Genomic DNA, 12,296 nt, shown 5'->3' with positions numbered 1-12,296 from the left:
ACTTGGAGGCCATGAGTTACGGAGAAGTCACCCTCGTCGGCGGGGGGCCGGGCGACTGGGACCTGCTGACGGTGCGCGGGCTGCGCGCGCTGGAAGCGGCCGACGTCATCCTCACCGATCATCTCGGCCCCGCCTCCCAGCTCGGCGATTTTCTGAACATTTCGAGCAAGGAGCTTATCGACGTCTCCAAGCTGCCCTACGGCAAACAAGTCGCCCAAGAGCGCATCAACGAACTGATCGTCCACCACGCGCTGGCGGGGCGCCGTGTGGTCCGCCTCAAAGGCGGCGACCCCTACGTCTTCGGCCGCGGCTTCGAGGAGCTCGCAGCCTGCGCTGCGGCGGGCGTGAGCTGCACGGTCGTGCCGGGGGTCACGAGTGCAATCTCCGTGCCCGCGGCCGCGGGGATCCCCGTGACGCAGCGGGGAATGACCCACGCGTTTACCGTCGTGTCCGGCCACCTCGCGCCCTCGAACCCGAAGTCGCTGGTGGACTGGGAGGCGCTGGCGCGCGTCGGCGGCACGATCGTGGTCATCATGGGGGTGCGCCACGCGCCGGAGATCTGCTCGGCTCTGGTAGACGCGGGCCTTGCGCCCACCACGCCCGCCGCCGTAATCCAGGAGGGCGAAACCGCCTCCCAGCGCGCGTTCTACTGCGAGCTCTCCGAGCTGGCCAGCGTGATGGCCTCCAACGCGGTGGCGGCGCCGGCCGTCTACATCATCGGGGAGGTCGCGGGCCTTGCGCAGCCTTGATAGCCTGATCTGGTCGCTCGCGACGGTCGGCGACGCGGACACGATCCTGATCTGCAACGACCCCACCGGTGACCTGCTCGCGGCAGCCGTGGGCACCGGCAAGCGCGTGGTGTTTGTGGACTCGGACTTTTCGCGGTGCCGCGCGGCCGCCGACGCCGGGGCGGATGTGGCGGGGGAGCAGCGCCTCGATTCCTACCTCGCGGGGTCTACCGGCAGCGCTGTGGCTGTCGGTGAGATGCCCAAATCCCTCGGGCGGCTCGACTATCTCGCGCGCTCCATCGCCGGCGCGGAGTTCTCTCAAGTTCAGATGGTGCTCGGGGCCAACAACAAGCACTTGGCGCGCTCGATGAACAGCGTGCTGGCCGAGTCCTTCGACGACGTCGCCGCCTCCCGCGGGCGCGGGAAGTTCCGCTGCCTTGTCGCCTCGGGACCGAAGCCGGTGGGCTACGAGCCCGTGCGTGGCGACGGCCTAGTCGCCATTGGCGGCGTCTTCTCTGGGGCGAAACCCGACCCCGGCGGTGAGCTGCTGCGGTCGTCGCTGCCGGCGGACCTGGGCCGATACCTCGACCTCGGCTGCGGCAACGGGTCCGTTTCGCGGGGCCTGTCCGGCGCGGTGATGGGCACCGATTCGGACGCCGACGCCGTGCTGTCCGCCCGCGCGAACGGGCTCAACGCCACGTGGGACGATGCAGGCTCGGGGTTTGACGACGCCAGCTTCGACACCATCGCGCTCAACCCGCCGTTTCACGACGGCACCACCGTGGATGCCACGCTGGTCAACCACCTGCTCGACGCCTCTGTACGGCTTCTCGCACCCGGCGGGTCGCTCTACCTCGTGCATAACTCCCACCTGCGCTACCGCGGCGAGGTGGAGCGGCGCTTCGGTTTCGTCGAGCAGGTGGCTCGGGACGCGCGGTACACGGTGCTGCGGGCGGGGGCCTAGCTCACGCGCGAAGGCTGATAAGCCTTTTCCCGGCGCCATTTCTTGGCCACTCCAACGAGTACGGGCAGGATGGAGATGGCCGATACGGCGATAATCACGAAGTCGATGGAGTGCGCGAGCCCGGAAATGTCGCCGAAGAAAACGCCCACGGACACCATGAGAACAACCCAGAAGACGGCTCCCGCGACGTTCCAGCCCACAAACCGCGGATACGACAGGCGAGCAGTGCCCGCCGCGAACGGCACGAAAGTACGAACGATAGGAACAAAGCGGCCCAGGACCAAAGCGAAGGGGCCTCGTCGACGGAAGAAGTCTTCCGCAGCTTGGAGGCGGTCGGTGCGCAGGATGCGCGCGTTGTCAGAGAACAACTTCCTGCCGAACCGCCTGCCCAGATAGAACCCCACTTGGTCGCCGAGGATCGCCGCGACGATTGCCGTCGCGATAATCTCCCACGCGTACAGCCCCAAGCTGTCTTTGAGAGCTGCGACCGCAACCAGCAGTGAGTCGCAGGGGAGGAATGGAAAGAGCACTCCGGACTCGATGAAAACCACGAGACCGAGTCCCACGAGCACATATGGCCCGTAGCCATTGAGGACCGTGTTCGTCCCAAACAGCGTGCCCAAGAGCGAAAGCGTCAGCATTTCCGGAACATCAATCGCCCAACTTCATCGAAATGCGGTCCAAGCGTTGAGGTTCCATAGCAATTTCGGGTTAGTTGACCTGCCTGCGGTGCGTCGCGCGGAGTCTCCCGTTAGCTGATCCGCCGTGGCTTGTTCTGGTTGCGCAGGTAGTCGCCCAAATACGGCTGCGCGAATGTCACCTCGCCCCACCCCGCGGGCAGAATCAGGTCTCGCTCGATGAGCTTCCCGCGAGTATCGGACAAGCTTGTCGACGGCTTGTCCAACGCCACCGCCAAATCCTTCGCAGAAATCTCCGACCGGCCTGTCTGGGCTTCAATGTGCGCCATGGCGTCGAGGTACTCACGCTGCCGCGGGGGGACGTCGCGAAGCGACGGCTGGTGCACCTGCGTGCCAAGCCGGCCGATGGCCTCCTCGCGCACCGCCTCGACGGCGTCCAGGCTGATCGGCCCGGTCGGTTGTGCCTCCCACGCGAGGTAGCCGACGAGCTGAACGAGGTAGGGGTAGCCCTGCGTGATCCGGCTTGCGGTGTGGGCGGCGTCGATGTTGAACTCGCGCCCGGCGTGGCGGGCGGTGTCGAGGAGGGTGGTGGTGGCGTCGTCAAGCGTGAGCGGGCCGAGCTCGTAGTGGCGCGCGCGGCGAAGGAATGTCGCGCCGGGCAGGTCGAGTAGCCGGTTGACGCCCTGGGTGAGCCCGGCCATGGCGAGGGCGATCTCCGCGTCGTCGCGCACGAGGTCCTGGTAAGCAACCGCGATCTGGGTCAGTTCCGCCGGGTTGGCGTCCTGGACTTCGTCGATGGTGATTAGCACACCTGTTCCGCGCAGCTTGCTAAGCAGCTCGTGCAGACGGGTGACAAGGCGCGGGGTGGTGTCGTTCTCCAACAGTTCGCTGCGCACACCGCCGACGCCGGCGATGTTGAACCCGGTGAGCTTGCGGTCGCCCTGGGGCTCGAGCTGCTCAATGGTCTCCGGGATCGCGGAATTGGTCAGCGTTTCCGCCATGCCCTCGCGGCCCGAGGCGCGCACGACGATCCAGCCTTGCTCCTTCGCGATGTCCTCGAGCTCCGTGAGCAGCACCGTCTTGCCGATTCCCCTGGAACCGGAGATGATGACACTGCGGTGCGGGTCGCCGGGGCCGTTCTTTAGCGCGCGGCCGAACTCGTCGATCACGGCTTCGCGACCAGCCCAGACGCGCGGGCTCGCGCCGAATGTGGGGCGGAAGGGGTTTGGCATGGGTGCAATCCTACATGATTGATAAATTGATAATTGGCCGTTGTTGATAAATTGATAAATTCGGGGGGTGGTTGGGGTGGTTGCTGGTTGGCTGGGGCGCTATATTGCGCAGTCCAAATTGTGCGGTAGCCCCGGCAAGCCTCCCGGCGGCCCGCTACCGGGACTGCGCAGTTTGGCAGAACCCGAGAACAAAAGCCCAGGTCGCAAGTCGGCCACAGCCCCAAAACGCGTAGTCCAAACTGCGCAGCAGCCCCCGCAAGCCTGCCGTCGCCCCCCAGACGCCAAAAACGCGCAGTCCAAACCAAGCAGTGCACTAGACCAACCGAGCCCAACTAACGGCAAGGTTCCCCCAGACCCCGACAACGCCGCGAATCTGTGGAGAAGTCCCGGGTTATCCACAGCCAAACAACACCCCAAAGCGGGGGCCAGAAATCTGGGTAATGCTGCCCGCATGGACATACAGCGCAAGCTCCGCCTGGTGAAATGCCTCGTCGACACCTGCGGCGCCAAGAATAACGACCACGAGTTCCTCCGAGCCCTCGCTGCAGAGGAGCTGGTCCCGGTCTCGGCGCGGTTCGTGTGCCACCGTTCCATCCTCGGCGAGCTGAAACGGTACGAGAAGGAGTGGCTGCGTGCGTGGGCCGTCGGCAAGACGGTGAGAAAGGCGGCACTGGGTGGGCGGTCCGCAGCGCGTATCCACGGGATGCCCGTGATCGCGACGACGCCCGAGGCGATCGAGTTGGTGCCGGCGACGGGGAGGCGGCCGTCGAATAGCAACTGGCCGCGCGGGTGCACCTACCTTAGCGGGGCGTACCGGGGCGACGAGCTCACGCAGGTCGACGGGGTGCGGGTGACGTCGGAGATCCGCACGGGTATCGATATCGCGCTGCGCCACGGGTTCCGCGAGGGCCTCGTGGCCATGGATTGGCTGCTGGGCAGGCATCCGCGGGCCAATATTGCGTTCGAGATCCGCAAGCTCGGCAGGCGCAAGGGGATCGGCGTGGTGCGGCGCGCGTTTGCCCACGCAATCGACAACGTGCGCTCACCGTACGAAAGCTACGCCCGCGCGCTGCTCATCGATGCGGGGATCGGGCCGATCCGCGTCAACGTGAAGCTCGGCCACTACGAGGTCGACCTGCTCATCGGGCAAAGGGTCGTCGTGGAGATCGACGGCGAGGTCAAGTACGACGGGACAACGTACGGTCGCACGGATGACATGCTGAGAAAGGAGCGGGCGCGCGATAAGGATCTGCTCAACAGCGGCTACCACATGCGCCGCTACAGCCCCACGGCCCTCATCCGTTACGGCGACCAGTTCGTGGCCGAGGTCAAGCTGGCCTGCGGGCTCAGTCAACCACCAGCGTCACTTGCTCACCGTTGACCTCCACGGTCCACCCCGCGTCACGCGCCACCTCCGCAACCCCATCGGCGGAGGAGACGTCCGGCCCCAGCGCAAGCACGCGCGCCAGCTCGCCCTTGTAACGCTTGTTGAAGTGGCTGACCACCTTGCGCTGCCCGTCGACCTCCGTTTCCACACGCACCGTCACCGCAAAGGGCACGGGCCCGAGCGACAGGTACGCCCCGGAGCGCATGTCCACGATGAAGCCCAGCCCCGAGAGCACGTCGCTTATCGACGCCCCCCAGCGCGCCTTCATCGTCGGCACGGTGCCGTCGGCAGCCGGCAGTTTGGAGCCTCCCGAGAGGCGGTAGCGCGGGATCAGGTCGTCGGCGCGCACCAGGCCGAACAGGGCGGAGGCGATAGCGAGGCGCGACCACGCCTCTTTAGGCAGGGTGGCGGGGTCGAGGGCGTCGTAAAGCACGCCCGTGTAGCGCAGCAGCGCGGGCATGACGGGCGCGGTGCGCAACCGCTGGTTGTCCGCGGCCTCGTCGGCTTTGGACTCGGGCAGTTTCAGGGCCGACATCATTGCTGGCAGGGGCAGCGTGGAAAGGTCGTCGAGAAGCGAGCTGCGCACGGGATCGAGGGCGGGGAACGACAGGCTCATGGGTGATGGGGAGCCGCCGGGGGCCTTGGTTTCGGAAGGGGGCAACACGATCAGCATGCACAACAGACTAGGGGATAAGATGTTGCGCATGATCACACGCCTAAGCTCGCTTTTCCTGCGCACCCTGCGCGAAGACCCGGCCGATGCCGAGGTGCCCAGCCACAAGCTGCTGGTGCGCGCCGGTTACGTCCGCCGAGCCGCGCCAGGCGTGTACTCCTGGCTGCCGCTGGGGTTGCGCACGCTGCGCAAGATTGAGACCGTCGTGCGCGAGGAAATGGACGCAATGGGCGCCCAGGAGCTGCTATTTCCCGCGCTTTTGCCGCGCGAGCCCTACGAGCTGACCAACCGCTGGACCGAATACGGCGACGACCTGTTCCGCCTCAAAGACCGCAAAGGCGCGGACATGCTGCTCGGCCCGACGCACGAAGAGATGTTCACCTCCGCGGTGAAATCCATGTTCTCCTCCTACAAGGACTTCCCGGTCACGCTGTACCAAATCCAGACGAAGTACCGCGACGAGGCACGCCCGCGCGCCGGCATCCTGCGTGGACGCGAGTTCGTGATGAAGGACTCCTACTCCTTCGACATGGCCGACGCGGGGCTTGAAGAGTCCTACGCCAAGCACCGCGCCACCTACCAGCGCGTCTTCGACCGCGTCGGGATCCGCTACGAGATCTGCAAGGCGACCTCCGGCGCGATGGGCGGCTCCGCCTCCGAGGAGTTCCTGGCGTACTCCGACAACGGTGAGGACACGTTCGTCATCTCGTCGGCCGGCGACTACGCCGCGAACGTCGAAGCCGTGGTGACCGTCGCGCCCGAGCCGCAGCCGGTCGAGGGGCTGCCGGACGCGGTCGAGCACGACACCCCGCGGGCCGAAACGATCGACGCGCTCGTCGCGTGGGCCAACGCCCAGGGCGTGACCGTTGAGGGCAGGCAGGTCAGCGCCGCCGACACGCTCAAGTGCATGGTGCTCAAGGTCGACGACCCGCGCCTCACTGACGACGATGGCGCCCCCGTCGGCCCGCGCCTGACCGGCATCCTGATCCCCGGAGACCGCGAACTTGACGAGAAGCGCCTCGAGGCCTCCCTGGCCCCGGCGACCTTCGAGCTGGCGAGCGAGGAAGACTTCGCCCGCACGGACTTTCTGGTCAAGGGCTACGTCGGCCCGCGCGCGCTGGCGGCCAACGGGGTCACCGTCTACGCCGACCCGCGCGTGGTCGACGGCACGTCGTGGATCGCCGGTGCGGATGCGCACGAGCGCCACGTCGTCGGCCTGGTTGCCGGCCGCGACTTCGTCGTCGACGGCTTCGTGGAGGCCGCCGAGGTGCGCGAGGGCGATCCTTCCCCCTCCGGCAACGGCACCGTCAAGCTCGCGCGCGGTATCGAGCTGGGGCACATCTTCCAGCTCGGGCGCAAGTACACCAAGGCGATGGACGTGCAGATCCTCGACGAGGGCGGTAAGCGCGCCGTGCCCACCATGGGCTCCTACGGCATCGGCGTTTCCCGCATGATGGCGGTCGTGGCCGAGCAGCGCCACGACGACAAGGGCCTCGTCTGGCCGGTCGCCATCGCGCCGTACCAGGTGCACGTGGTGGTGGCGAACAAGGATGCCGCAGCCCTTCAGGCCGGCGAGGACATCGCCGCCGAGCTCGATTCCGCTGGGCTCGAGGTGCTTTTCGACGACCGTCCCAAGATGTCACCGGGAGTCAAGTTCAAAGACGCTGAGCTGCTCGGAATGCCGTTCATCGTCATCCTCGGGCGCTCGTTTGCGGACGGGATCGTGGAGCTGCGTATCCGCGGCGGCGAAACCCTCGAGGTGGCGAGCGCGGACATCGTGGCCAAGGTCCGCGAGCTCGTCGCCGCGGGCTAGCGCTCGGCGAGCGCCCCGGGTTTCGCGGGCCACCAGAACTTGTCGCCAAGCAGCTCGACGACCGAAGGCACGATTAGGCTGCGCACGATCAGGGTATCGAGCAGCACGCCCAGGCAGATCACGATGCCGATCTGCGCGAGCGCGACCAGGGGGAGCACGCCGAGGGCGGCGAAGACTGCCGCGAGCAAGATACCGGCCGAGGTGATCACGCCGCCCGTGGTAGACAGCGCGGTGAGGATGCCGCGGCGCGTGCCCAGCTCGGCGGAGTCCTCGCGCGCTCGGGTCACCAGGAAGATGGTGTAGTCGATGCCGAGGGCCACGAGGAACACGAACGCGTAGAGCGGGGTCGTGGAATCGAAGCGCTCGAATCCGAAGATGTAGTGGGAAACCCACCAGCCGATGCCCAGGGCTGCGACGTTGGTCAGCAGTACTGAGGCGGTCATGACCACGGGGGCGACGACCGAGCGCAGTAGAAAGATGAGTGAGACGAAGATCAGCAGCAACACGACTGGGAAGATGATCATCCGGTCCTCGGCAGCGGCCTGCTCGGTATCGTAGAGTTCGGCGTCGAGCCCGCCCACCTTGGCGTCGGTGCCGGCGAGAGCATCGCGGATCTCCGCGGTGTCGCCGCCCGAGACCTGCAGCGACCCGTTGCCCGAGTCCATCACGCTAAGACCCGCGCCTTCGAGCGATGCCGTCGCGGCCTCCGGTTCAGACGTGAGCGCGATGGCGGGAGTGGCCGACATGTTCGGGAAGGCCTCGCTGAGGTCGTCGGCCGCGGTGATCGATTCGGGGGTGTCGATGAACTGGTCGGACTGCGTTAGCCCGGTACTGATCTGCAGCGCGCCAGCGCACATGATGCCCAGGATGACCAGCGAAGACCCGAGCACGGCGGCGGGCCGGGCCGAGACGAGGCGCCCCACCGCATCGAACACGCGGTGCTCGGTGGTGTCACCGACCTTCGGCGTCTTCGGCCAGAAGATCCACCTGCCGAACAGGATGAGGATGCCGGGTAGGACGAACGCCCCGAAGAACAGCGCAACGCCCACGCCGAACGCTGCGGAGAGGCCGAGCGCGCGGTTGGTGGGGGTGTGCGAAAGGAGCAGGCACAGCACGCCGAGGGCCACTGTGGCCGCCGAGGCGACGATCGTGCTTACCGTCGGCTTCCAGGCGCGGAACATCGCCTCAAACCGGTTCTCGGTGCGGGTGAGCTCGTCGCGGTAGCGCGAGATCAGCAGCAGCGCGTAGTTGGTTCCGGCGCCGAAGACGAGCACCGAGAGGATGCCGCCGGTGGATTCGTTCCACTGCATGCCCACGGCGTCCAGGACGCGGGGGTAGGTCGTGGCGACAAGGCGGTCGGCGATGCCGATGACGAGCAACGGGATGATCCACAAGATGGGGGAGCGGTAGGTAAACACCAGCAGCACCGCGACGATGATCGCGGTAACCGCGAGCAGGGTGACGTTGGCGCCGGAGAACACACCGGACAGGTCCGCCTCGATTGCAGCGGGGCCGGTGACCTGCGACTCCACGCCCTCGGGCAGGCCGTCGGCGGCCGTGGCCCGCAAGGATTCGACCACGTCGACGTTGTCGGTGAGCGACTCCGAGGTGACCTCGACGGGGACGATCGCCGCGTCGACGGATTCGTTCGGGATTAACGGCCCGCCGATTTCCTCAGCCTTGCCCTGAAGCTGCGGGAGAGTCTCCGGGCTCAAGCCCGTGAACAGCACGACCGCCGCCGAGCCCTCGCCCTCAGTTGCGGCGCGTTGCGCGGCAACCTCGGTGGAGTCGAAGCCGTCCGGCAGCATGGCCGTGGGCGAGTTGGGCGAATCGATCGGCCCGAGGCTGATCAGGAAGGCCGCGACGGCGATGATCGCGAGAGATACCCATCGCAAGTGTTTTATACGTTGTAGTGTCACCTGCGGTATTTTACGACATCGTCACGACACCTCAGGCGCGCTGGGCGTGCGCCGCGAGCCTGATCGCGGCGTCGCGCCACTGTGCGTCGTCCGCTCCCGCCGCCGCGTGGTGCCACTGCGTGACCAAGTCCGCGTTAAGGCGTTGCACCAGCTCAGCAGCGGATGCGGGGTCGGTGGGGGTGCCGCCTTCGGCGAATTCGTAGCCCGCGAGCGGCTGCGGCACGTCGCCGGTGGGCTCCAGGGCGGCGGTCAGGGCTTCGCGGCGGGCGTCGGAGGCGCTGCGCAGAGCGTCGATACGCGCGAGGAGCGCGTCGTCGGCCCAGGCGGTGGCGAGCCCAATGCCGTACTCGAGCGCGTACTCACGGCGCAGCATGTCGCGGGCGGAGTCGAGGTCGGCCGCTGGGGCGTCGTCAAGCGCGATGCCCTCGAGCTCGACGGGCGCGATGGCGACGGTGTCGATGGCCTGGGAAACAACCAGGTCAACCGAATCCTCCGGGACCTTTCCCGCCGCCGTCACGGTTGCGGCGCGGACCTGATCAATCATCGCTTCGACGTCCGCGGCGCCGGCGGGAAGATCGGTGTCCCCGAAGCTCACGTCGCAGGACGACGGCGGGTTGCCAGCGTCATCGGTGCCGCACAGCCGCTGCGCTTCGGCGACTAGCTGGGAAGACTGGGTTGCGCGCAGTTCGGCCGCGGCGGCGTCGTCGAGCGAAAACTGATCCGCGCTCGCCTGCCGTGCCAGCGTCATGATCTCGCCGTTCGCGCGCGGTCCGACGATGTCCATGACGGTGCACGACGTCAGCAGCACGGCGGCCGGCAGTATCACGAGCAGTCTTTTCACCCCGAAAACGCTACACGATAGGCTAGAGCGCATGGCATTTCCAGGAGTCGACGAACTGACCAGGATGATTGAGCCCATCGCCGCGGCGTACGGGATGGACGTGGAGAAGGTGCGCACAGTCGCCGCCGGGAAGAAGTCACAGGTTGTTATCGCGCTTGACTCGGACGCGCACCCCACCCTCGACGAGCTTGAGGTAGTCAGCAACGAGCTCAGCGAGCTTTTCGACGCCCGCGAGAACGCAGGGGAGATCAACTTCGGCGCTGGCTACACCCTCGAGGTGACCACCCCCGGTGTCGACCTGCCGCTGACCGAGCCGCGCCACTGGCGCCGCAACCGCGGCCGCCTCGTCGCCGTCGGCGAGGAGAAGTTCCGAATCGGTGCGCTCGACGCGGCGGAAGAGAACGTCGTGCTCATTCCCACCGCGCAGAAACAGCCGCGGCCCGAGGTGCGCCCGGTTTCGGGATTGGCACCTGCGGTGGTAGAAATTGAATTCAACACACCGCCCGCCGCGCAGAACGAGCTGGCGGAGCTCTCGTTCGACCAGGCCGCTGAACGCGCGGCCAACTGAAAGGTAACAAGTGAATATTGACCTCAACGCCCTGAAGGTAATTTCCGTCGAGCACGGCATCGACCGTGACGACTTGCTCGAAACCATCGCCAGGGCCCTGCTATGGGCGTACCGCGACTACCGCGAGACCCCGCCGGCCGAGGGGCAGAAGGCCCGAGTCGAGATCGACGCCGACACCGGTGACGTCTCCGTGCTGGTCAGCGAGGTAGACGATGAAGGCGCGGTGATCTCCGAGTACGACGACACCCCCGTGAACTTCTCGCGCATCGGCGCGCCCACGGTGCTCGACGCCATTAAAAAGCGCGTGCGCGAGGCGGAGGCGGGCCGCGCCTTCACCGAGTACTCCGAGTTTGAGGGACAGGTTGTCTCGGGCGTCGTCCAGCGCGATGCGAACGCTGAGGCGCGCGGCCTGATCGTCGTCGAGCTCGGCACGGAGGCCGACCCGCAGGACGGCATCCTGCTGCCGGCGGAGCAGATTCCGGGCGAGAAGCTCAAGCACGGCGACCGCATCAAGGCGTTCGTCGTGGGTGTGAACAAGGGTGAGCAGAAGGTCCAGGTCAACCTGTCTCGGACCCACCCGGAACTCGTGCGCGGCCTATTCGCGCTCGAGGTTCCTGAGGTCGCCGATGGCACCGTCGAGATCGTCGCGATTGCCCGCGAGGCGGGGCACCGCTCCAAGGTGGCCGTCCAGGCCAAGGTCAAGGGCGTTAACGCCAAGGGCGCCTGCATCGGGCCGCGCGGCGCGCGCGTGACCAACATCATGCAGCAGCTCGGCGGGGAGAAGATCGACATCATCGACTACTCCGCGGACCCGGCGAAATACGTCGGCAACTCTCTCGCGCCGTCGAAGGTCGTGCGCGTCGAGGTGCTCGACCTCGAGGGCCAGGCCGCGCGGGTGACGGTGCCGGACTACCAGCTCTCGCTGGCGATCGGCAAGGAAGGCCAAAACGCGCGCCTGGCCGCGCGCCTGACCGGGTGGAAGATCGACATCCACTCCGACGCGGCCGACGCCTCGCAGGCCTAGTTCGCTTCACGCGCGAAAACCTGCGTAGCGGGTGTAAGTACTATTTTCGCCCGCTGTGGCGTAAAGTTGACTACGGCTTAAAACCGCACACCAGTTGCGGGCACACCGGAAGTGAGGACAAGGCGAGGATGATGCAAGGCGCACGCGAGAAGCAGCGCACGACGCCCATCCGCACCTGCATCGCAACGCGCGGGGCACGTCCCCGCACCGAACTGCTCCGCGTGGTGGCCGACCCGAACGGGTCCGGCCGGATCCTGGCGGATCCGACCGCGACGCTCCCCGGAAGGGGAGCGTGGATCACCCCAACACTGGATGCATTCGAGCTCGCGGAGAGGCGAAAGGCATTCGCCCGAGCCCTGCGCGTGTCCACACCCGTGGATTTAGGTCATGTAAGGACGTACCTCGCGGATCGCGCGAACGACCCACATAAGGATAGGAAGACCGAACACTGATGAGTACGCAACCATGAAGCAGCATCAGCGATGAAAGTCGATGACAACCTCTAGGGG

General features: G+C 66.7%; 12 protein-coding genes. 7 read left to right on the top strand and 5 right to left on the bottom strand.

Annotation, left to right across the window (positions count from 1 at the left end; all coding sequences use genetic code 11):
- Positions 1–11: 11 nt before the first annotated feature.
- Entirely contained in the window at positions 12–749 is a 738-nt protein-coding gene (cobA, locus tag RIU96_RS09555; protein ID WP_144318147.1) for a uroporphyrinogen-III C-methyltransferase, read from the top strand.
- A complete protein-coding gene (locus RIU96_RS09550; protein ID WP_136651613.1) occupies positions 736–1,692 on the top strand; it encodes a class I SAM-dependent methyltransferase in 957 nt (318 codons plus the stop codon). The genes cobA and RIU96_RS09550 overlap by 14 nt, the downstream gene beginning before the upstream one ends.
- Here RIU96_RS09550 and RIU96_RS09545 read toward each other — a convergent pair.
- Both RIU96_RS09545 and RIU96_RS09540 read right to left on the bottom strand, forming a co-directional pair.
- Complete coding sequence (locus RIU96_RS09545) at positions 1,689–2,333, bottom strand: DedA family protein (protein WP_136651614.1); 645 nt, start codon at positions 2,331–2,333, stop codon at positions 1,689–1,691. The genes RIU96_RS09550 and RIU96_RS09545 overlap by 4 nt on opposite strands.
- A gap of 110 nt (positions 2,334–2,443) precedes the next feature.
- The gene (locus RIU96_RS09540) at positions 2,444–3,562 is read right to left on the bottom strand and encodes an ATP-binding protein (protein WP_136651615.1); all 1,119 of its coding nucleotides are present in this window, start codon (positions 3,560–3,562) and stop codon (positions 2,444–2,446) included.
- Positions 3,563–4,013: 451 nt separating this feature from the next.
- Between RIU96_RS09540 and RIU96_RS09535 the strand changes: the two genes are divergently transcribed.
- Positions 4,014–4,943 carry a putative endonuclease domain-containing protein gene (locus RIU96_RS09535; protein ID WP_136651616.1) on the top strand — a complete coding sequence of 310 codons (930 nt, stop codon included), beginning with the start codon at positions 4,014–4,016 and terminating at the stop codon, positions 4,941–4,943.
- Here the strand turns inward: RIU96_RS09535 and RIU96_RS09530 are convergent.
- On the bottom strand, positions 4,909–5,622 hold the full coding sequence (locus tag RIU96_RS09530; RefSeq protein ID WP_136651617.1) for a YaaA family protein: 714 nt from the start codon (positions 5,620–5,622) through the stop codon (positions 4,909–4,911). The genes RIU96_RS09535 and RIU96_RS09530 overlap by 35 nt on opposite strands.
- A 31-nt stretch (positions 5,623–5,653) precedes the next feature.
- Between RIU96_RS09530 and RIU96_RS09525 the strand changes: the two genes are divergently transcribed.
- Positions 5,654–7,435: a proline--tRNA ligase gene (locus RIU96_RS09525; RefSeq protein WP_136651618.1), complete on the top strand. Its 1,782-nt coding sequence runs from the start codon at positions 5,654–5,656 to the stop codon at positions 7,433–7,435.
- On the opposite strand, the gene RIU96_RS09520 is transcribed toward RIU96_RS09525, so the two are convergent.
- Positions 7,432–9,330: an MMPL family transporter gene (locus tag RIU96_RS09520; RefSeq protein WP_136651619.1), complete on the bottom strand. Its 1,899-nt coding sequence runs from the start codon at positions 9,328–9,330 to the stop codon at positions 7,432–7,434. The two genes, RIU96_RS09525 and RIU96_RS09520, sit on opposite strands and share 4 nt — an antisense overlap.
- Before the next feature lie 55 nt (positions 9,331–9,385).
- The gene (locus RIU96_RS09515) at positions 9,386–10,195 is read right to left on the bottom strand and encodes a DUF4439 domain-containing protein (protein ID WP_246062662.1); all 810 of its coding nucleotides are present in this window, start codon (positions 10,193–10,195) and stop codon (positions 9,386–9,388) included.
- A 31-nt stretch (positions 10,196–10,226) separates the two neighbouring features.
- Between RIU96_RS09515 and rimP the strand changes: the two genes are divergently transcribed.
- From rimP to RIU96_RS09500, 3 genes are all read left to right on the top strand, one after another.
- Complete coding sequence (gene rimP, locus RIU96_RS09510) at positions 10,227–10,763, top strand: ribosome maturation factor RimP (RefSeq protein ID WP_136651620.1); 537 nt, start codon at positions 10,227–10,229, stop codon at positions 10,761–10,763.
- A gap of 10 nt (positions 10,764–10,773) precedes the next feature.
- Positions 10,774–11,787 carry a transcription termination factor NusA gene (gene nusA, locus RIU96_RS09505; protein ID WP_136651621.1) on the top strand — a complete coding sequence of 338 codons (1,014 nt, stop codon included), beginning with the start codon at positions 10,774–10,776 and terminating at the stop codon, positions 11,785–11,787.
- A gap of 128 nt (positions 11,788–11,915) precedes the next feature.
- Positions 11,916–12,239 (top strand): YlxR family protein, encoded by a 324-nt coding sequence (locus tag RIU96_RS09500; protein ID WP_170228659.1) that lies wholly within the window; start codon positions 11,916–11,918, stop codon positions 12,237–12,239.
- Positions 12,240–12,296: the final 57 nt, after the last annotated feature.

The organism is Corynebacterium sp. Z-1 (genome assembly GCF_031844665.1).
Classification (GTDB): Bacteria; Actinomycetota; Actinomycetes; order Mycobacteriales; family Mycobacteriaceae; genus Corynebacterium; species Corynebacterium sanguinis.
This window is presented reverse-complemented; position numbering and strand designations above follow the sequence as displayed.

Coding starts and splice junctions, on each gene's coding strand:
- RIU96_RS09525 (WP_136651618.1), top strand. CDS start 5,654: ATGATCACACGCCTAAGCTCGCTTTTCCTGCGCACCCTGCGCGAAGAC.
- RIU96_RS09530 (WP_136651617.1), bottom strand. CDS start 5,622: ATGCTGATCGTGTTGCCCCCTTCCGAAACCAAGGCCCCCGGCGGCTCC.
- rimP (WP_136651620.1), top strand. CDS start 10,227: ATGGCATTTCCAGGAGTCGACGAACTGACCAGGATGATTGAGCCCATC.
- cobA (WP_144318147.1), top strand. CDS start 12: ATGAGTTACGGAGAAGTCACCCTCGTCGGCGGGGGGCCGGGCGACTGG.
- RIU96_RS09500 (WP_170228659.1), top strand. CDS start 11,916: ATGATGCAAGGCGCACGCGAGAAGCAGCGCACGACGCCCATCCGCACC.
- RIU96_RS09545 (WP_136651614.1), bottom strand. CDS start 2,333: ATGCTGACGCTTTCGCTCTTGGGCACGCTGTTTGGGACGAACACGGTC.
- RIU96_RS09540 (WP_136651615.1), bottom strand. CDS start 3,562: ATGCCAAACCCCTTCCGCCCCACATTCGGCGCGAGCCCGCGCGTCTGG.
- RIU96_RS09535 (WP_136651616.1), top strand. CDS start 4,014: ATGGACATACAGCGCAAGCTCCGCCTGGTGAAATGCCTCGTCGACACC.